Consider the following 21,878-nt stretch of genomic DNA (forward strand, 5'->3'; position numbering starts at 1 on the left):
GGAGCACATGATGACCTCCAACGAAAAAGTCGTCGCGGCGCTGCGGGCGTCCCTGAAGGAGACCGAGCGGCTGCGGAAGCAGAACCAGCAGCTCACGTCCGCCTCCCGTGAACCGATCGCGATCGTGTCGATGAGCTGCCGCTACCCCGGTGGCGTCAGCTCGCCGGAAGACCTGTGGCGCCTGGTGTCCACCGGCGGCGACGCCGTCGCCGGCCTCCCGGCCGACCGCGGCTGGGGCGACGACCTCACGTTCGGCGTGGCCGCGGGCGGGTTCCTCTACGACGCGGGCGAGTTCGACCCGGCGTTCTTCGGGATCTCGCCCCGCGAGGCGCTGGCGATGGACCCGCAGCAGCGGTTGCTGCTGGAGACCTCGTGGGAGGTCATGGAGCGGGCGGGCATCGACCCGCGGTCGCTGAAGGGCAGCCAGACCGGCGTGTTCGTCGGCGGCAGCGCCACCGGCTACGGCTCCGGCCTGGACGAGGTGCCCGAGGGCCTGGAAGGCCACCTGCTGACCGGCAACACGCCCAGCGTGTTCTCCGGCCGCGTCGCCTACACGTTCGGCTTCGAGGGCCCGGCCGTCACCATCGACACCGCGTGCTCCTCCTCGCTGGTCGCGATCCACCTGGCCGCCCAAGCCCTGCGCAACGGCGAGTGCACGCTCGCCCTCGCCGGTGGCGTGATGGTCATGGCGAACGCGGCGGTGTTCTCCGAGTTCGACAAGCAGGGCGGCCTGTCCCCGGACGGGCGCTGCAAGGCGTTCTCCTCCACCGCCGACGGCACCGGCTGGGCCGAGGGCGCGGGCATCCTGCTGCTGGAGAAGCTATCCGACGCGCAGCGCAACGGCCACCAGATCCTCGCGGTCGTCAAGGGTTCCGCGATCAACCAGGACGGCGCCTCGAACGGCCTCACCGCCCCCAACGGCCCGGCCCAGCGCCGGGTCATCAAGGCCGCTCTGGCCAGTGCGAAGCTGTCACCGTCCGATGTGGACGTCGTGGAGGCGCACGGCACCGGAACCCGGCTCGGCGACCCGATCGAGGCGGGCGCGCTGCTCGCCACCTACGGCCAGGACCGCGAACGCCCGCTGCTGCTGGGCTCGTTCAAGTCCAACATCGGCCACTCGCAGGCCGCCGCCGGTGTCGGTGGCGTGATCAAGATGGTCATGGCGATCCGCAACGGGGTCGCGCCGCGCACCCTGCACGTGGAGGAGCCGACCTCGCAGGTGGACTGGTCCGCCGGGGCGATCCGGCTGTTGACCGACGAGCAGGCGTGGCCCGAGACCGGGAAACCGCGTCGGGCGGCCGTGTCGTCGTTCGGTGTGAGCGGGACGAACGCGCACACGATCATCGAGCAGGCTCCCGACACCGAGGTCGCCGACTCGACTCCGAGCGTTGTCGGTGGGCTGGTGCCCTGGGTGCTGTCCGGGCGCGGCGAGCAAGCCCTGAAGGCGCAGGCCGACCGGCTGCGGACGGTCGATCTGGCCGACCCGGCCGACGTGGCGTTCTCGCTGGTCACGACCCGTGCCTCGTTCGACCACCGCGCGGTGGTCCTGGGCTCGACGCCCGAGGAGCTGCGCCGGGGCGTGGACGCGCTGGCCGCGGGGGAGCGGGCCGAGAACGTCGTCTCCGGGCGGACGGTCGACGGCCGCACGGCGATCGTGTTCACCGGCCAGGGCTCGCAGCGGGCCGGGATGGGGCGGGAGCTGCACGCCGCGTTCCCGGTGTACGCCGCCGCGTTCGACGAGATCGCCGCGCTGGTGGACGTCCAGCTCGACGACCAGGACCTGTTGGACCGCACCGAGTTCACCCAGCCGACGCTGTTCGCGCTGGAGGTCGCGCTGTACCGGCTGGTCGAGTCGTGGGGCGTCAAGCCCGACTTCGTGACCGGCCACTCGATCGGCGAGATCGCCGCCGCGCACGTGTCCGGGGTGCTGTCGCTGGAAGACGCCACGAAGCTCGTGGCGGCTCGCGGCAAGCTCATGCAGGCACTACCCGCCGGTGGCGCGATGGTCGCGTTGCAGGCCACCGAAGAGGAAGTCGCGCCGCACCTCACCGAGCAGGTCTCGCTCGCCGCCGTCAACGGGCCGTCGTCCGTCGTCGTGGCCGGTGACGAGGCCGGGGTGCTCGCGGTCGTGGAGGCGTTCAGCGGCCGCAAGTCCAAGCGGCTGGCCGTGTCGCACGCGTTCCACTCGCCGCTGATGGACCCGATGCTGGACGACTTCCGGGCCGTGGTCTCGAAGCTCACCTTCAACCAGCCGAGCATTCCGATGCTGGGCGACGTGACGGACCCGGAGTACTGGGTGCGGCACGTACGCGGCACGGTCCGGTTCGCCGACGCCGTCACCACCCTGGAAGCCCAGGGCGTGAAGACGTTCCTGGAGCTGGGCCCGGACGGCGTGCTGACCGCGATGGGCCAGGAGTCCGTCACCGAGGCGGTGCTGGTCCCCGGCCTCCGCAAGGGGCGTCCCGAGGTCGCGACGCTGCTGCGGGCCGTGGCCGAGCTGCACGTCCGGGGCGTTCGGGTTGACTGGACAACCCTGATCGAGGGCGCTCGTCCGGTTCAGCTGCCGACGTACGCGTTCCAGCGCGAGCACTTCTGGCTGGAGATGTCGCCGATCCGCTCGGTGTCCGCGAGCGGCGAGGTGGACGCGGAGTTCTGGGCCGCCGTCGACACCGGCGACCTCGGCTCGTTGGACAACCTCGACCTGGGCGCGGACGCCGTCGCGGCACTGGCGAAGTGGCGGCGCGCCCGCAAGGAGAGCAGCACGGTCGACGCGTGGCGGTACCGCGTCTCGTGGCTGCCGCTGACCGACCTGGGCGCCGCCGCGGCGTCCGGTCGCTGGCTCGTGCTCGGGGGAGGCCACGACGACGTCGTGGACGGCCTCGCCGAGCGCGGCCTCGAAACCGTCCGGGTCGCGTGCGATCCGGGAACCGACCGCGAGACCCTGGCCGCCGCCCTCGGCGGTGTCGGCCGGGTCGACGGGGTGCTGTCGCTGGTGGCGCTGGACGCGCCGTCGTCGGCCACCGTCGTCGTGGTCCAGGCGTTGGGCGACGCGGAGATCGCGGCCCCGCTGTGGATCGCGACCCGCGGCGCGGTGTCGACCGGCCGTTCCGACGGCGTGGTCGTGCCGACGCAGACCCAGGTGTGGGGCGTCGGGTACGTGGTGGGTCTCGAACACGGCGACCGCTACGGCGGCGTCGTGGACCTTCCTGAAGTCATGGACAAGCGGGCGGCTGACCGCCTCGTGGCCGTGCTGGCCGGAACCGGTGGCGAGGACCAGATCGCCATCCGCGCGTCCGGCGTGTTCGGCCGCAGGCTGGTGCACGCGCCCCTCAACACGGAGGACTCGCGATGGACACCGAACGGAACGGTTATCGTCACTGGTGGTACTGGAGCGCTGGGTGGACGTGTTTCTCGCTGGCTGGCTACTTCTGGATGTGAGCACGTTGTCCTGACGAGCCGCCGTGGTCCGGCGGCGCCCGGCGCGGCCGAGCTGACCGCGGAGCTGGAGGCGTTGGGCGCGCGGGTCTCGGTCGTCGCGTGCGACGTGGCCGACCGCGACGCCGTCGCCGCGCTGCTGGCGGAACACCCGCCGACCGCGGTGATCCACGCGGCCGGTCTGGACTACCTGGAAGCGATCGAGACCCACGGCGTCGAGAAGTTCGACGAGGTGCTGGCCGCCAAGGTCGACGGCGCGGCGCACCTGGACGAGCTGCTGGCCGACGCGGACCTCGACGCCTTCGTGGTGTTCTCGTCCATCGCGGGCACCTGGGGCAGTGGCGGGCAGGCCGCGTACTCCGCGGCCAGCGCGTACCTCGACGGCCTGGCGGAATCCCGCCGCGCCAGGGGACTCGTGGCCACGTCGGTGTCCTGGGGTCCGTGGGCCGAGAGCGGCATGGCGACCGTCGGCGAGACCGAGGAGCACCTGCGCAAGCGCGGTCTCACGTCGATGTCGCCGGAGCTGACGCTCAGCGCGCTGGGCAAGGCGATCCGGTCCGGCGAGCCGACCGTGACGGTCGTCGACATGGACTGGTCGAAGTTCACCGTCGCGTTCACCATGGCCCGGCCCAGCCCGTTCATCGGCGACCTGCCGGAGGTGCGCGCGGCGCTGGAGTCGATGGAGAGCGCCGCGCCGACCGGCGAGTCCGAGCTGGTGCGGACGCTGGCCGGGATGGGCAAGAGCGAGCAGCGCCACGCCGTGGTGGAACTGGTGCGCGAGCACACCGCCGCGGTGCTGGCGTACTCGTCGGTCGACGCGATCGAGACCGGCAGGGCGTTCCGGGAACTGGGCTTCGACTCGTTGACGGCCGTGGACCTGCGCAACCGGCTCACCGCCGACACCGGGCTGCGGCTGCCCGCGACGCTGGTGTTCGACTACCCGAACGCCGGGGTGCTCGCGGACTTCCTGCACGCCGAACTCGTGGGCACGGTCGCGGAAACCGCCGCTGTCTCCACCTCCTCGCACACCGACGAGCCCATCGCGATCGTGGCGATGAGCTGCCGCTACGCGGGTGACGTGTCGTCGCCGGAAGACCTGTGGCGGCTGGTGTTCGAGGGCACGGACGCGGTGTCGGGGATGCCGACCGACCGCGGCTGGGACCTGGACGCCCTGTACGACCCGGACCCCGCTCGCCAGGGCACGTCCTACGCCCGTGAAGGCGGGTTCCTCTACGGCGCGCCGCAGTTCGACCCGACGTTCTTCGGCATCTCGCCCCGCGAGGCCACCGCGATGGACCCGCAGCAGCGGTTGCTGCTGGAGACCTCGTGGGAGGCGTTCGAGCGGGCCGGGATCGACCCGACCTCGTTGCGCGGCAGCAGGACCGGCGTCTTCGCGGGCACCAACAACCACGACTACCTCGCGCTGCTGGAGGAGGTGCCGGACGGTCTCGAAGGCCACCTCGGCACCGGCAACGCGGCCAGCGTCGTCTCCGGCCGCGTGTCGTACACCTTCGGCCTGGAGGGCCCGGCCGTCACGGTCGACACCGCCTGCTCGTCGTCGCTGGTGGCCCTTCACCTCGCCGTGCAGGCGCTGCGCAGCGGTGACTGCGACCTGGCGCTGGCCGGTGGCGTCACGGTCATGGCCACGCCCGGCACGTTCATCGACTTCTCCCGCCAGCGCGGTCTGGCCGTGGACGGGCGCTGCAAGGCGTTCGCCGCGGCGGCCGACGGCACCGGCTGGGGCGAGGGCGTCGGCATGCTGCTCGTGGAGCGGCTGTCCGACGCGCAGCGCAACGGCCACGAGATCCTCGCCGTCGTGCGCGGCACGGCCGTGAACCAGGACGGCGCTTCCAACGGCCTCACCGCCCCGAACGGTCCGTCGCAGCAGCGGGTCATCCGCCACGCGCTCGGCAACGCCGGGCTCACCCCGGCCGAGGTCGACGTCGTGGAGGCGCACGGCACCGGCACCGCGCTGGGCGACCCGATCGAGGCCCAGGCACTGCTGGCCACCTACGGACAGGACCGCGAACGGCCGCTGCTGCTCGGCTCGCTCAAGTCCAACATCGGCCACACCCAGTCGGCGTCCGGCGTCGGTGGCGTGATCAAGATGGTCATGGCCATGCGCCACGGCCTGGTGCCCAAGACCCTGCACGTCGACGCGCCGTCCCCGCAGGTCGAGTGGGACGCCGGGTCGGTCGAGCTGGTGACCGAGACCCGCGAGTGGCCGCAGACCGGTCAGCCGCGCCGGGCCGCCGTGTCGTCGTTCGGCTTCAGCGGCACCAACGCCCACGCGGTCATCGAGCAGGCTCCGGAACTGGAAGCGCCGGTCGCCCGGCGGGTTCCGCCGGCGGCCGTGCCGGTGGTGCTGTCCGGCAAGACCGCCGCCGCCCTGCGGGACCAGGCCGCGAAGCTGAAGTCCGTTGTGGACGGTGTCGACCTGACCGACCTCGGGTTCTCGCTGGCCACCACGCGAGCGCAGCTCGACCACCGCGCCACGATCGTCGCGCGGGACCACGACGAACTCCTCGCGGGCTTGGACGCCGTCGCGAACGGCACGGGGGAGAGGGGTGTCGCGGCCGAGGGCCGGTCGGCGTTCCTGTTCACCGGCCAGGGTTCGCAGCGACTCGGCATGGGCCGCGAGCTGTACGAGGCGTTCCCGGTGTTCGCCGACGCGTTCGACGCCGTCTGCGCGCAGCTCGACCTGGATCGCCCGCTGCGGGACGTGGTGTTCGGCGACGCGGAGGCGTTGGACCGCACCGAGTACACGCAGCCCGCGCTGTTCGCCCAGGAGGTCGCTCTCTTCCGGCTCGTCGAAGCGTGGGGCGTCCGCCCAGACTTCGTGGCGGGCCACTCGATCGGCGAGATCGCCGCGGCGCACGTCGCCGGGGTGTTCACGCTGGCCGACGCCGCCACGCTGGTGACGGCTCGCGGTCGTCTCATGCAGGCGCTGCCCGCCGGTGGCGCGATGGTCGCGTTGCAGGCCACCGAGGACGAGGTCGCGCCGCACCTCACGGACCTGGTGTCCATCGCCGCGATCAACGGGCCGACCTCGCTCGTCGTCGCCGGGGCCGAGGACGCCGTGGCCGCGGTGCTGGCGCACTTCACGGACCGGAAGTCCAAGCGGCTCAGCGTGTCGCACGCGTTCCACTCGCCGCTGATGGACCCGATGCTGGACGACTTCCGGGCCGTGGTCACGGGGTTGACCTTCGCCGAGCCGAAGATCCCGCTACTGGGCGACGTGACGGACCCGGAGTACTGGGTGCGGCACGTGCGCGGTGCGGTCCGGTTCGCCGAGACCGTGACGACCCTGGAGGGCAAGGGCGTCAGCACGTTCCTGGAGCTGGGCCCGGACGGGGTGCTGACCGCGATGGCCGCGGACAGCGTGTCCGGCGCGGCACTGGTCGCGGCGCAGCGCAAGGACCGCGACGAGGTCACGACCCTGCTCCGCGCGGTCGGAGCCCTGCACGTCCGCGGCGTCCCGGTGGACTGGACCGCCTTCTACGCGGGCACCGGTGCCCGCCGGATCGACCTGCCCACCTACGCGTTCCAGCGGGAGCGCTACTGGTTCGACGTGACCCCGGCGAAGCCGAAGGAGACCGCGGGCTACCGCGTCACCTGGCAGCCGGTCGCGAAGCCGGGCACCGCCATGGCCTACGGCCGGTGGCTGGTCGTCGGCGATCAGGAGGTCGCCACCGGACTGGCCGATCGGGGCCTGGACGTGACGGCGATCGACGACGTCGCCGACCTGCCGGACCAGGAGTTCGACGGCGTCTTGTCCGCTGGCGGGGTCGAGTCGACCCTGCTGCTGGTCCAGCGCACCACCGCCCCGCTGTGGGCTCTCACCCGTGAGGCCGTCTCGCTCGACGGTCAGCCCGCGAACCCCGACGCCGCCCAGGTGTGGGGCTTCGGTCGGGTCGCCGCGCTGGAGCACCCCGACCGCTGGGGTGGCCTGGTCGACCTGCCGGGGACCCTGGACGACCGCGTGCTCGACCGGCTGGCCATCGCGCTCGTCGGCACCGAGGACCAGGTCGCCGTGCGCGGGACGGGTCTCTTCGCCCGCCGCCTCGACCACGCTCCCGCCACCGGCTCCGAGACCTGGAAGCCGACCGGCACGGTGCTCGTCACCGGCGGCACCGGCGTGCTGGGCGGCCACGTGGCCCGCTGGCTCGCGACCGAGGGCGCGGAGCACCTGGTGCTCACGTCCCGGCACGGCGTCGCGGCTCCCGAGCTGGTCGCCGACCTCGAAGGACTCGGCGCGCGGGTCACGGTCGCCGCGTGCGACGTGACCGACCGCGCCGCGCTGGAAGCGCTGGTCGCGGAGTTCCCGCCGACCGCCGTGCTGCACCTGGCGGGCATCGGGCAGGACGCCTCGATCACCGAGACCGACCTCGACCTGCTCGCCGACGTCCGCTCGGCTCGGGTCGAGGGCGCTCGCCTGCTGGACGAACTGGTCGGCGACGTCGACGCGTTCGTGCTGTTCTCCTCGACGTCCGGCGTCTGGGGCTCGAGCAGGCAGGGCGGCTACGCCGCCGGTGACGCCTTCCTCGACGCCCTCGCCGAGTCGCGGCGGGCCCGCGGCCTCGCGGCGCTGTCGCTCTCGTGGGGCCCGTGGGCCGGTGGGGACGCCGAGTGGGCGGACCTGATGCGCCGCCGCGGCGTCACGCCGCTCGCCCCGGCCTCGGCCCTCGCCGCGCTCGGCAAGGCCGTCGCGGGCCCCCGGTCCACGCTCGTCGTCGCCGACGTCGACTGGGCCCGGTTCGCCCCGGCGTTCACCGCGACCCGGCCGAGCCCGCTGCTCGGCGACCTGCCCGAGGTCGTCGCGGCGCTCAAGCCCGCAGAGGAGACCACCGAGACCGACCTGACGGACACCCTGGCCGGTCGGGCGACCGCCGAGCAGGAGGCCGCGCTGGTCGACCTCGTGCGCGAGCAGGTCGCCCTGGTGCTCGGCTACACGTCCGCCGACTCGGTCGACCCCGGCATCGCCTTCCGCGACCTGGGCTTCGACTCGCTGACCGCCGTGGAACTCCGCACGAAGCTCGCCGAGGCCACCGGGCTCCGGCTGCCCGCCACGCTCGTCTTCGACTACCCCAACCTCGCCGCGCTCGCCGCGAACCTGCGGGACGAGCTGTTCGGCAGCGCGCCGGAGGTGGCCGCCGCGGTCGCCGCCGGTGGCGCGTTCGACGAGCCGATCGCCATCGTCGGCATGGGCGTCCGGCTGCCCGGCGACGTCCAGACCCCGGAAGACCTGTGGCGGTTGGTGTTCACCGGCACGGACGCCGTGGGCGGCTGGCCGACCGACCGCGGCTGGGACCTGGAGAACCTGTACGACCCGGACCCCGACCACGAGGGCACGTCCTACTCGCGCGAGGGCGCGTTCCTGCACCAGGCCGCCGAGTTCGACGCCGGGTTCTTCGGCATCAACCCGCGCGAGGCCCTGGCCATGGACCCGCAGCAGCGGATGCTGCTGGAGACCTCGTGGGAGGCCGTGGAACGGGCCGGGATCGACCCGGAGTCGTTGCGCGGCAGCAAGACCGGCGTGTTCACCGGCACCAACGGCCAGGACTACGCGGCTTCGACCTACGAGCTGCCGCCCGGCATCGAGGGCTACCTGGGCACGGGTCTCGCGGCCAGCGTCGTGTCCGGCCGCATCTCCTACACCTTCGGGCTGGAAGGCCCTGCCGTCACCGTCGACACGGCGTGCTCGGCCTCGCTCGTTGCCATTCACCTCGCTGTGCAGGCGTTGCGGGCCGGTGAGTGCGACCTGGCGTTGGCCGGTGGCGCGTCGATGATGTCCACGCCCGGCGCGTTCATCGACTTCTCCCGCCAGCGCGGCCTCGCGGTCGACGGGCGGTGCAAGTCCTTCGCGGCCGCCGCGGACGGCACCGGCTGGGGTGAGGGTGTCGGCATCCTGCTCGTCGAGCGGCTGTCGGACGCCCAGCGCAACGGCCACCAGGTCCTCGCGGTCATCCGCGGCTCCGCCGTCAACCAGGACGGCGCTTCCAACGGCCTCACGGCCCCGAACGGCCCGTCGCAGCAGCGGGTCATCCGCCAGGCCCTCGCGAACGCCGGACTGTCCACTCAGGACGTCGACCTGGTCGAGGCGCACGGCACCGGCACCAAGCTGGGCGACCCGATCGAGGCGCAGGCGCTCCTCTCCACCTACGGCCGCGACCGCGAGATCCCGTTGCGGCTCGGCTCGCTCAAGTCCAACATCGGCCACACGCAGGCCGCGGCGGGCGTTTCCGGCGTCATCAAGATGGTCATGGCGATCCGCAACGGGATCATGCCCAAGACCCTGCACGTCGACGAGCCCTCGCCGCACATCGACTGGACCTCGGGCTCGGTCGAACTGCTGACCGAGGCCCAGGCGTGGCCCGAGACGGGTCGCGTCCGCCGGGCCGCGGTGTCGGCGTTCGGCATGAGCGGCACCAACGCCCACCTGATCATCGAGGAAGCGCCCAACGCCGTTGTCGCGGGTCAGACGGCTGAACTGCCGGTCGTGCCGGTGGTGCTGTCGGCCAAGTCGGCCGACGCCCTCAAGGGCCAGGCCGCCGCGCTGCTGACCGTGGACCCGGCGGTGTCCCTGACCGACCTGGCGTTCTCCGCCACCGGCCGGACGCCGATGCCGCACCGCGCGGCCGTGGTCGCGAGCGACCACGACGAGCTGGTGCGCGGCCTGACCGCGATCAGCGAAGGCCGTGGGCTCGACGCCGTGACCGACGGCAAGCTCGCCGTCCTGTTCACCGGCCAGGGCTCGCAGCGCGCGGGCATGGGGCGTGAGCTGCACGCCGCGTTCCCGGTGTTCGCGACGGCGTTCGACGAGATCGCCGCGCTGGTCGACCTGCGGATCGACGACCAGGAGACGCTGGACCGCACGGAGTTCGCGCAGCCCGCGATCTTCGCCCTGGAAGTGGCGCTGTACCGGCTGGTCGAGTCGTGGGGCGTGAAGCCCGACTTCGTCGGCGGCCACTCGATCGGCGAGATCGCCGCGGCCCACGTGGCCGGGGTGCTGTCGCTGGAGGACGCCGCCCGGCTTGTTTCGGAACGCGGTCGCCTCATGCAGGCGCTTCCGGCCGGTGGCGCGATGGTCGCGCTCCAGGCCACCGAGGACGAAGTCCTCCCGCTGATTGATAACACTGTTTCCATTGCGGCGGTCAACGGGCCGAACGCCGTCGTCGTCGCCGGAGCCGAGGACGCGGTCGAGCGGGTGCTGGCGCACTTCGCCGACCGGAAGTCCAAGCGGCTCAGCGTGTCGCACGCGTTCCACTCGCCGCTGATGGAGCCGATGCTGGACGAGTTCCGGGCCGTGGTCGCGGACCTGACCTTCAGCGAGCCGACGATCCCGCTGCTGGGCGAGGTGACCGACCCGGAGTACTGGGTCCGCCACGTCCGCGACGCCGTGCGGTTCTCCGACGCGGTCAAGACCCTGGAGGCCAAGGGCGTCAGCACGTTCCTGGAACTGGGCCCGGACGGTGTGCTCACCGCGATGGGCCAGGACAGCGTCACCGACGCCGTGCTCGTGGCGGGCCGGCGCAAGGACCGGCCGGAAGCCGCCGTGCTCACGTCGGCCCTCGCCGCCCTGCACAACCGCGGCGTCCGCGTCGACTGGGACGCGTTCTTCGCCGGAACGGGCGCGCGGCGCGTCGAGCTGCCGACCTACGCCTTCCAGCGGCAGCGGTTCTGGCTGGAGACGCAGGGCTTCCCGACCAGCGGAGGCGGTGACGTCGACGAGGCGGAGGCCAAGTTCTGGGAAGCGGTGGAGCGCGAGGACTTCAGCCTCGTCGGCACCACCCTGGCCCTGGACGAGAGCGTGCTGGGCGAGGTGCTGCCCGCGCTGTCGTCGTGGCGCAAGGCCCGCCGGGCGCACACCAAGATCGACGGCTGGCGCTACCGGGTCTCCTGGCTGCCGCTGACCGACCTGGGCGCCCCGACGCTCACCGGCCGCTGGGCGCTCGTCGTCCCGGACGGCTTCGACACCACCGAGATCACCGACGGCCTCACCGCCCGCGGCGCCGAGGTCGTGCCGGTCGAGTTCGCCGACCGCGCCACCCTGGCCACGGCGTTCGCCGACCTCGGCCAGGTCGACGGCGTGCTGTCGCTGGTCGCGCTCGTCGGCACGACCACCGCGTCCGTCGTGGTGGTGCAGGCGCTCGGCGACGCCGGGGTCATGGCCCCGCTGTGGATCGCGACCCGCGGCGCGGTGTCGACCGGCCGGTCCGACGGCGTGGTCGTCCCGTCCCAGACCGAGGTCTGGGGCCTCGGCTACGTGATCGGCCTGGAGCACCCCGACCGCTGGGGTGGCCTGGTCGACCTGCCCGACACCCTCGACACCCGCCTGTTCGACCGGCTGGTCGGCGTGCTCACCGGCGACGAGGACCAGGTCGCGCTGCGCTCGTCCGGCGTCTTCGGCCGCCGCCTCGTCCACGCCCCGCTGGGCGACAAGCTCGCCGACTGGTCCCCGAGCGGCACGGTGCTCGTCACCGGCGGCACCGGCGCGCTGGGCGGCAAGGTCGCCCGCTGGCTCGCGACCGGCGGCGCGGAGCACCTGGTGCTCACGTCCCGCCGCGGCCTCGACGCGCCCGGCGCGGCGGACCTCGCCCACGAGCTGGAGGAACTGGGCGCGCGGGTCACGATCGCCGCGTGCGACGTGGCCGACCGGGACGCGCTGTCCGCCCTGCTGACCGAGTTCCCGCCGAACGCCGTGGTGCACGCGGCCGGTGCCGACTACACGATGGGCATCGCCGACCACGACCTCGCGATCTTCGACGAGGTGCTGTCCGGCAAGGTGTCCGGCGCGGTGCTGCTGGACGAGCTGCTGGCCGATGCGGACCTGGACGCGTTCGTGGTGTTCTCGTCCATCGCCGGCACGTGGGGTTCCGGTGGCCAGTCCGCCTACTCCGCCGCCAGCGCGTTCCTCGACGGCCTCGCGGAGTCCCGCCGGGCGCGCGGCCTCGTGGCCACGTCTGTCTCGTGGGGCCCGTGGGCCGAGAGCGGCATGGCGACCGTCGGCGACACCGAGGCGCACCTGCGCAAGCGCGGTCTCGTCACGATGCCGCCCGCCCTCACCCTGACCGCGCTGGAGCGGGCCATCCGCTCCGGCGAGCCGACCGTGACCGTCGTGGACATGGAATGGGAGAAGTTCACGCCCGCGTTCACGCTCGCCCGGCCCAGCGCGTTCATCGGCGACCTGCCGGAGGTGCGCGAGGCGCTCGCCGACGACAGCCCCGCCGAGACCGGCGCGGTGTCCGAGCTGGCCGCCCGACTCGTCGGGCTGTCCGAGGCCGAGCAGCACGCGCTGCTGGTCGACGTCGTCCGCGACCAGGTCGCCTCGGTGCTCGGCCACAGCTCGTCCGACGCGGTCGACAAGGACCGGGCGTTCCAGGAACTCGGCTTCGACTCGCTCACGGCCGTGGAACTGCGCAACACCCTCAACACCGCCACCGGGCTGCGACTGCCCGCGACGCTGGTGTTCGACTACCCCAACGCCGTCACGCTGGCGAACCACCTGCGCACCGAGCTGCTGGGCTCGCAGGTCGAGGTCGCCGAGGTCACGGCTGCGGTCAACGCCGACGAGCCCATCGCCATCGTCGCCATGAGCTGCCGGTTCGCGGGGGGCATCACCTCGCCCGAGCAGCTGTGGGACCTGGTGCTGGCCGGTGGTGACGCGGTCACGCCGTTCCCGACCGACCGCGGCTGGGACCTGTCGACCCTCTTCCACGACGACCCCGACCACCAGGGCACGACCTACGCCCGTGAAGGCGCGTTCCTCGACGGGGCCACGAGGTTCGACCCCGCGTTCTTCGGGATCAGCCCCCGCGAGGCCACCGCGATGGACCCGCAGCAGCGGTTGCTGCTGGAGACCTCGTGGGAGGCGTTCGAGCGGGCCGGGATCGACCCGGTCACGGTGCGCGGCAGCCAGACCGGCGTGTTCGCGGGCAGCAACGGCCAGGACTACCTGGCGCTGCTGGAGGACATCCCGGACGGCGTCGAGGGCCACCTCGGCACCGGCAACTCCGCGGCCATCGCGTCCGGCCGCATCTCCTACACGTTCGGCCTGGAGGGCCCGGCCGTCACGGTCGACACCGCGTGCTCCTCGTCGCTGGTGGCCCTGCACCTGGCCGTTCAGGCGTTGCGCAACGGGGACTGCGACCTGGCGCTCGCCGGTGGTGTGACGATCATGTCCACGCCCGGCACGTTCATCGACTTCTCCCGCCAGCGCGGGCTCGCGACCGACGGCCGGATCAAGTCGTTCGCGGCCGCGGCCGACGGCACGGGCTGGGGTGAGGGTGTCGGCATGCTGCTCGTCGAGCGGCTCTCCGACGCCCAGCGCAACGGCCACCAGGTGCTCGCCCTGGTGCGCGGCTCGGCCGTGAACCAGGACGGCGCTTCCAACGGCCTGACCGCCCCCAACGGGCCGTCGCAGCAGCGGGTCATCCGCAAGGCGCTCGCGTCGGCCGGTCTGTCCACTTCGGACATCGACGTCGTGGAGGCCCACGGCACCGGCACCTCGCTCGGCGACCCGATCGAGGCGCAGGCGCTGCTGGCCACCTACGGCCAGGACCGCGGGGAACCGCTGCTGCTGGGGTCGGTGAAGTCCAACATCGGCCACACGCAGGCCGCGGCGGGCGTCGCGGGGATCATCAAGATGGTCATGGCGATGCGCCACGGCCAGGTCCCGAAGACCCTGCACGTGGACGAGCCGTCGCCCGCGATCGACTGGTCGGCCGGAGCGGTCGAGCTGGTCACCTCGCAGGTGGCGTGGCCCGAGACCGGCCGCCCGCGCCGTGCGGCGGTGTCGTCCTTCGGCATCAGCGGCACCAACGCCCACACGATCATCGAGCAGGCGCCGGAAGCCGACATCACCACCACCGCACCGATCGCTCCGGCGGTCACGCCGTTCGTGCTGTCGGCCAAGAACGCCGCCGCGCTGGCCGAGCAGGCCGGACGGATCGGCGAGCAGCTGGAGTGGACCGACGCGGACTCGACCGACGTGGCGTTCTCGCTGGCCACGACCCGCGCCACCCTTGCGCACCGCCTGGTCGTGCTCGGCGACGACCGCGACTCGGCCATCGCCGCCCTGACCGCCGCCCGTGACGGCGGCACGAACCCGAACCTGGTTCGGGGCACCGCCGCTGACGGTGGACTGGCGTTCCTGTTCACCGGTCAGGGTTCGCAGCGCCTCGGCATGGGCCGTGAGCTGTACGAGACGGTGCCCGTCTTCGCCGACGCGTTCGACGCCGTCTGCGCACAGCTCGACCTGGACCGCCCGCTCCGCGACGTCGTGTTCGGCGACGCGGAAGCGTTGGACCGCACCGAGTACACGCAGCCCGCGCTGTTCGCCATCGAGGTCGCGCTGTTCCGCACCCTGGAAGCCTGGGGCGTGCGGCCGGACCACGTGGGCGGGCACTCCATCGGCGAGATCGCCGCGGCCCACGTGGCCGGGGTCCTCTCGCTGGCCGACGCGGCCACGCTCGTCTCCGCTCGCGGTCGCCTGATGCAGGCGCTCCCGGCCGGTGGCGCGATGGTCGCCTTGCAGGCCACCGAGGCGGAGGTGCTGCCGCACCTCACCGACACGGTCTCCATCGCCGCGGTCAACGGCCCGAACGCCGTCGTCATCGCCGGTGCGGGCGTCGAGGAGGTGCTGGAGCACTTCACCGACCGGAAGTCCAAGCGGCTCAGCGTGTCGCACGCGTTCCACTCGCCGTTGATGGACCCGATGCTGGACGACTTCCGCGAGGTGGTCTCCGCACTCACGTTCTCCGCGCCGAGGATCCCGATGCCCGGCGACGTGACGAACCCGGAGTACTGGGTGCGGCACGTCCGGGACGCGGTCCGGTTCGCCGACACCGTGAAGTCCCTGGAAGCCAAGGGCGTCAGCACGTTCCTCGAGCTGGGCCCGGACGGCGTGCTCACCGCGATGGCGCAGGACAGCGTCACCGACGCGGTGCTGATCGCGGCGCAGCGCAAGGACCGCGCCGAGGTCCCGACTCTGGTCCGCGCCCTCGCCGCGCTGCACGTCCGCGGGATCAAGGTCGACTGGGCCGCCTCCTTCGCCCGCTCCGGCGCGCGGAAGGTGGACCTGCCGACCTACGCGTTCCAGCGCGACCGCTTCTGGCTCGACCCGAGCCCGAGCAAGGCCCCCGCGGTGGACGGCAAGCGCTACCGGATCGACTGGTCGCCGGTCACCCCGTCCGGTGTCGTGCCCGGCCGCTGGCTGGTCACCGATCCCGCCGTGGCCGAAGGCCTGGCGGCGCGCGGTGTCGACGTCGTCGCCGAAGGACCGTTCGACGGCGTGCTGGCCTCGACCAACGACGTGACCGAGGCGCTCGACCTGGTCAAGACCCACACCGCGAAGCTGTGGATCGCCACCCGCGGAGCTGTCGCGACCGGCCCGGCCGACGCCGTCGCCGACCCGATCGCCGCACAGGTGTGGGGCTTCGGCCGGGTCGCCGCGCTGGAGCACTCCGACCGCTGGGGCGGCCTGGTCGACCTGCCCGACACGCTCGACGCCAGGGCGTTCGACCGGATCGCCGCGCTCCTGGGCGGCACGGAGGACCAGGTCGCCGTGCGCGGCTCGGTCGTCCACGCCCGCAGGCTCGTCCCGGCCCCCGCCGGGACCGGCTCCGACTGGACGCCGCGCGGCACGGTCCTGGTGACCGGCGGCACGGGCGCCATCGGCCGCCACGTCACCGCGTGGCTCACCGAAGCCGGGGCCGAGCGGGTCGTGCTGGTCAGCCGCGGCGGGGGAGAGGTCCCCGGCGCGACGGTCGTCCCGTGCGACGTGACCGACCGCGACGCGCTGGCCGCCGTGATCGCCGAGTACCCGCCGAACGCCGTCGTGCACCTCGCGGGCGTCGGCCAGGACACGGCGCTGGCGGACATGGACGCCGACGAACTGGCCTACGTCATGGCCGCCCGCGTGGAAGGCGCGGCGAACCTGGACGCGCTGGTCGGCGACGTGGACGCGTTCGTCCTCTTCTCCTCCACCTCCGGTGTCTGGGGTTCCGGCCGCCAGGGCGCGTACGCCGCGTCCGACGCCTACCTCGACGCGCTGGCCGAACGCCGTCGCGCCGCCGGGCTCGCCGCCACCTCGGTGGCGTGGGGCCCGTGGGCCGGGGGTGCGATGACCCAGGAGGGCCGGGACGCGCTCAGCCGTCGCGGACTGCCCGCGCTGGCGCCGGAGCAGGCGCTCGCCGCCCTGCGCCGGGCCGTCGGGCTCGGGGAGGCCACGGTCGTCGTCGCCGACGTCGACTGGACCCGCTTCGCCCCGGCGTTCACCGCCGCCCGCCCGAGCCCGCTGCTCAGCGCGCTGCCGGACGTGGTGGCGGCACTGGAGACCCCGGCCGCGGCCAACGACACCGGTCTCGTCGCGAAGCTCACCGGGCTGGCCGAGGCCGAGCAGCGGTCGCTGCTGGTGGACTTGGTCCGCCAGCAGGTCGCCGACGTGCTCGGCTACGCCTCGCCGCAGGCCGTCGAACTCGGGGTCGCGTTCCGCGAACTCGGCTTCGACTCGCTCACGGCCGTGGAACTGCGCGGCAAGCTCAACGAGGTCACCGGCCTGCGACTGCCCGCGACGCTGGTGTTCGACTACCCGAACCTGGCCACGCTCACCGCGTTCCTGCGCGAGGAGCTGGTCGGCAGCAGGCCGGAGGCGTTGACCGCGGTCGCCTCGGGCTTCACCAACGAGCCCATCGCGATCGTGGGCATGGGCCTGCGGCTGCCGGGCGGGATCGAGACGCCCGAACAGCTCTGGGAGCTGGTCACCTCGGGCAGCGACGCCATCTCGGACTTCCCGACCAACCGCGGCTGGGACCTGGCGACCCTGTTCGACCCGGACCCCGACCACGAGGGCACCTCGTACGTGACCCGAGGCGGGTTCCTGCACGACGCGGGCGAGTTCGACCCGGCGTTCTTCGGGATCAACCCGAGGGAAGCCCTGGCCATGGACCCGCAGCAGCGCATGCTGCTGGAAACGTCCTGGGAGGCCATGGAACGCGCGGGCATCGACCCCGAGTCGTTGCGCGGCAGCCGGACCGGCGTCTTCACCGGCACGAACGGCCAGGACTACGCGATGCAGACGTTCGAGCTGCCGCCCGGCATCGAGGGCTACCTCGGCACCGGCCTGGCGGCGAGCGTCGTCTCCGGTCGCCTGTCCTACACGTTCGGGCTGGAAGGCCCGGCCGTCACGGTCGACACGGCGTGCTCCGCGTCCCTGGTCGCGATTCACCTCGCGGCGCAGGCGTTGCGGGCCGGTGAGTGCGACCTCGCGTTGGCCGGTGGCGCTTCGATGATGTCCACGCCCGGCGCGTTCATCGACTTCAGCCGCCAGCGCGGTCTGGCCGTCGACGGCACGTGCAAGTCGTTCGCCGCGGCGGCCGACGGCACGGCCTGGGGCGAGGGCGTCGGCATGCTCGTCGTCGAACGCCTCTCCGACGCCCAGCGCAACGGCCACGAGGTGCTCGCCGTCATCCGCGGCAGCGCCATCAACCAGGACGGTGCCTCGAACGGCCTCACGGCCCCGAACGGCCCGTCGCAGCAAAGGGTGATCCGCCAGGCCCTCGCGGCCGCCGGACTGTCCACTTCGGACGTCGATGTCGTGGAGGCCCACGGCACCGGCACGAAGCTCGGCGACCCGATCGAGGCGCAGGCGATCCTGTCGACCTACGGCCAGAACCGGGAGACCCCGCTGCTGCTGGGTTCCCTGAAGTCCAACATCGGCCACACGCAGGCCGCGTCCGGTGTCTCCGGCATCATCAAGATGGTGCTGGCCCTCCAGCACGGCGTCGCCCCGAAGACGCTGCACGTGGACGAGCCGTCGCCGCAGATCGACTGGACCTCCGGGTCCGTCGAGCTGCTGACGGAGGCCGCTTCCTGGCCGGAGACCGGGCGTCCGCGCCGGGCCGCCATCTCGTCGTTCGGCATGAGCGGCACCAACGCCCACGCCATCATCGAGCAGGCGCCGGTGGCCGAGGTCGTGGTCGAGACGGCCACGACGACGCTGCCCGCCCTGCCCGTGGTGCTGGCGGCGAAGTCGTCGGAAGCCTTGAAGGAGCAGGCGGAACGGCTGCGCGAGCACGTGGCGTCGACCGACGTCGACCTGACCGACCTGGCGTACTCGTTGCTCACCAGCCGATCCGGTCTCACCCACCGCGCCGTCGTGGTGGCGGGGGAGAAGGACGAGCTGCTCAACGGTCTCGCGACCGTGTCCGCCGGTGACGCCGTCGTCGAGGGCAAGCTGGCGGTGCTGTTCACCGGCCAGGGCTCGCAGCGGGTCGGCATGGGCCGCGAGCTGCACGCCGCGTTCCCGGTGTTCGCCAAGGCGTTCGACGAGATCGCCGCGCTGGTCGACGTCCGGGTCGACGACGAGGAGACCCTCAACCGCACGGAGTTCACCCAGCCCGCGATCTTCGCGGTCGAGGTGGCGCTCTACCGCCTCTTCGAGTCGTGGGGCGTGAAGCCCGACTACCTGGGCGGCCACTCCATCGGCGAGATCGCCGCCGCCCACGTGGCCGGTGTCCTGTCCCTGGAGGACGCGGCCACGCTGGTCGGCGAACGCGGTCGCCTCATGCAGGCGTTGCCCGCCGGTGGCGCGATGGTGGCGTTGCAGGCCACCGAGGAAGAAGTGCTGCCCCTGCTCACCGAGGCCGTGTCCATCGCGGCGATCAACGGACCCACGTCGATCGTCGTCGCAGGCGCGGAAGACGCCGTGCAGCTGGTCGTCGGGGCGTTCCCCGACCGGAAGTCCAAGCGGCTCAGCGTGTCCCACGCGTTCCACTCGCCGCTGATGGAGCCGATGCTGGACGAGTTCCGGACCATCGTCTCCGGGCTGACGTACAGCCAGCCGACCATCCCGATGCTCGGCGACGTGACGGACCCGGAGCACTGGGTGCGGCACGTGCGGGACGCGGTGCGGTTCGCCGACACCGTGACCACCCTCGAAGGCCAGGGCGTGAAGACGTTCCTGGAGTTGGGCCCGGACGGCGTGCTCACCGCGATGGGGGCCGACAGCGTCACCGACGCCGTGCTGATCCCGTCGCTGCGCAAGGACCGGGACGAGGTCCGCACCCTGCTGACGGCCCTCGGTCGGGTCCACGCCCGCGGCAACGCGGTCGACTGGGCGGCGTTCTTCGCCGGGACCGCCGCGCGGCGGGTCGACCTGCCCACCTACGCGTTCCAGCACCAGCACTTCTGGCTCGACTCGCAGCCGTGGCCGACCACGACCGCGTCCACCGAGGTCAGCGAGGTCGACGCCCAGTTCTGGGCGGCGGTCGACAGCGAGGACCTGGCGTCGCTCGGCACGGACATCGACCCGTCCACGCCGTTCGGCGACGCCCTGCCGGTGCTGGCGTCGTGGCGCAGGCAGCGCGGCGAGAACGCCACCATGGAGGGCTGGCGCTACCAGGTCGAGTGGAAGTCCGTCACACCCGAGAAGACCGGCGCGTCCGGCCGCTGGCTGGCCGTCGTGCCCGCCGGGCAGGCCGAGCACGCCGTGCTGGCGGGCCTGAGCGCCCGTGGCGTGGAGGTCGTGCCGGTCGAGTGGGACGCCGACGTCGACCGCGTGGGTCTGACCACCCTGCTGGAGAAGGCGATGACCGACGGTCCCGCCGAGGGCGTGCTGGCCCTCGGGACCACGGCCACCACGACCGTGCTGACCGTGCAGGCCCTCGGTGACGCCGGGATCGAGGCCCCGCTGTGGGTCGCGACCCGCGGCGCGGTGTCGACCGGCCGGTCCGACGGCGTCGTCGACCCGGCGCAGTCCACGATCTGGGGCACCGGCTACGTGATCGGCCTGGAGCACCCCGAGCGCTGGGGTGGCCTGGTCGACCTGCCGGAGAAGCTGACCGACAAGGCGCTCGACCGGATCGCGGCCGTGCTCGTCGGCTCCGAGGACCAGGTCGCCGTCCGCTCGTCCGGCGTGTTCGGCCGACGGCTGGTGCACGCACCGGCCGCGACCGGCCTGTCCGACTGGTCGCCGCGCGGCACGGTCCTGGTCACCGGCGGTACCGGTGCCCTGGGCACGAGGGTCGCCCGCTGGCTGGCCACCGAGGGCGCGGAGCACCTGGTGCTCACGTCCCGACGTGGCCCCAGCGCCCCCGGCGCGGCCGAGCTCGCCGCCGAGTTGGAGGCGTTGGGCACGAAGGTCACCATCGCCGCGTGCGACGTGGCCGACCGCGAGTCGCTGTCGGGCCTGCTCACCGAGTTCCCGCCGAACGCCGTGGTCCACGCGGCCGGTGCGGACCACTACGGGGCCATCGCGGACCACGACCTGGGCACGTTCGACGACGTCCTGTCCGCGAAGGTCGCGGGCGCGGTCCTGCTGGACGAGCTGCTGGTCGACGCGGACCTGGACGCCTTCGTGGTGTTCTCGTCCATCGCGGGCACCTGGGGTTCGGGTGGCCAGTCGGCCTACTCGGCGGCCAGCGCGTTCCTCGACGGCCTGGCGGAGTCCCGCCGGGCACGGGGACTGGTCGCGACCTCGGTCTCGTGGGGTCCGTGGGCCGAGAGCGGCATGGCGACGGTCGGTGACACCGAGGAGCACCTGCGCCGCCGCGGCCTGATCGCGATGTCGCCCGCCCTCACGCTCAACGCCCTGGAGAAGGCCATCCGCTCCGGCGAGACCACGGTGACCGTGGTCGACATCGAGTGGGACAAGTTCGCCCCGGCGTTCACCATGGCCCGGCCCAGCCCGTTCCTCGGCGACCTGCCCGAGGTGCGCGCCGCGCTGGAGGAGACCGCGCCCGCGGCCGGCGAGGAGTCCGACCTGGTCGGGAAGCTCGCCGCGCTGTCCGAGGTCGAGCAGCACGCGCTGCTGGTCGACCTGGTCCGCGGCCAGGTCGCGACCGTCCTGGGCCACGGCTCGGCGGACGCGGTCGCCAAGGACAAGGCGTTCCAGGACCTCGGCTTCGACTCGCTCACGGCCGTGGAACTCCGCAACACCCTGACCACCGCCACCGGGCTCAAGCTCCCGGCGACCCTGGTCTTCGACCACCCCAGTGCCGAACCGCTCGCCAAGTTCCTGCACTCCCAGCTCGTCGTGGGCGGCGCCACGGTGCCGGTGCTCGACGAACTCGAGAAGTTGGAGGCCGTGCTCGCCACCGCCACCCCGGACACGCTCACCCGGACCAGGATCACCATCAAGCTCCAGTCGCTGCTCTCCTCGTGGAACTCGGGCAAGGCCGCCGCCGAGAAGCCCGCCGAGACCGGCCTGGACGACGCGTCCGACGACGAGCTGTTCGCGCTCATCAACAAGCAGCTGGGGAAGTAACCACCCACCCCTGCCGCCCCCTCGCTACCCCCTCCGACCTGGTCGGAGGGGGTAGCGGTGCTGGGGCGAACCCGGTTTTCGGGGCGTTTCCTCAGGGGCCCGTAGGGGCCCGCTAGGGGTTGAGGGGTGTTGGGGCCACGGACAGAATCGTTTCGTGAGCTGAAGTGTGCCAAGCGCT

At 72.9% G+C, this 21,878-nt stretch carries 1 protein-coding gene; it reads left to right on the forward strand.

Annotated features, from left to right (window positions below; translation table 11 throughout):
• The first annotated feature begins 7 nt into the window (after positions 1–7).
• Positions 8–21,700: a type I polyketide synthase gene (locus ACFWW9_RS10630; RefSeq protein ID WP_390374378.1), complete on the forward strand. Its 21,693-nt coding sequence runs from the start codon at positions 8–10 to the stop codon at positions 21,698–21,700.
• The last annotated feature ends 178 nt before the right edge of the window (positions 21,701–21,878 follow it).

The sequence above is a fragment of the Umezawaea sp. NPDC059074 genome, from assembly GCF_042738955.1.
GTDB lineage: Bacteria > Actinomycetota > Actinomycetes > Mycobacteriales > Pseudonocardiaceae > Umezawaea.

Bases quoted from the DNA above. Each gene is read 5' to 3' on its own strand.
- ACFWW9_RS10630 (WP_390374378.1), top strand. From the start codon at position 8: ATGATGACCTCCAACGAAAAAGTCGTCGCGGCGCTGCGGGCGTCCCTG.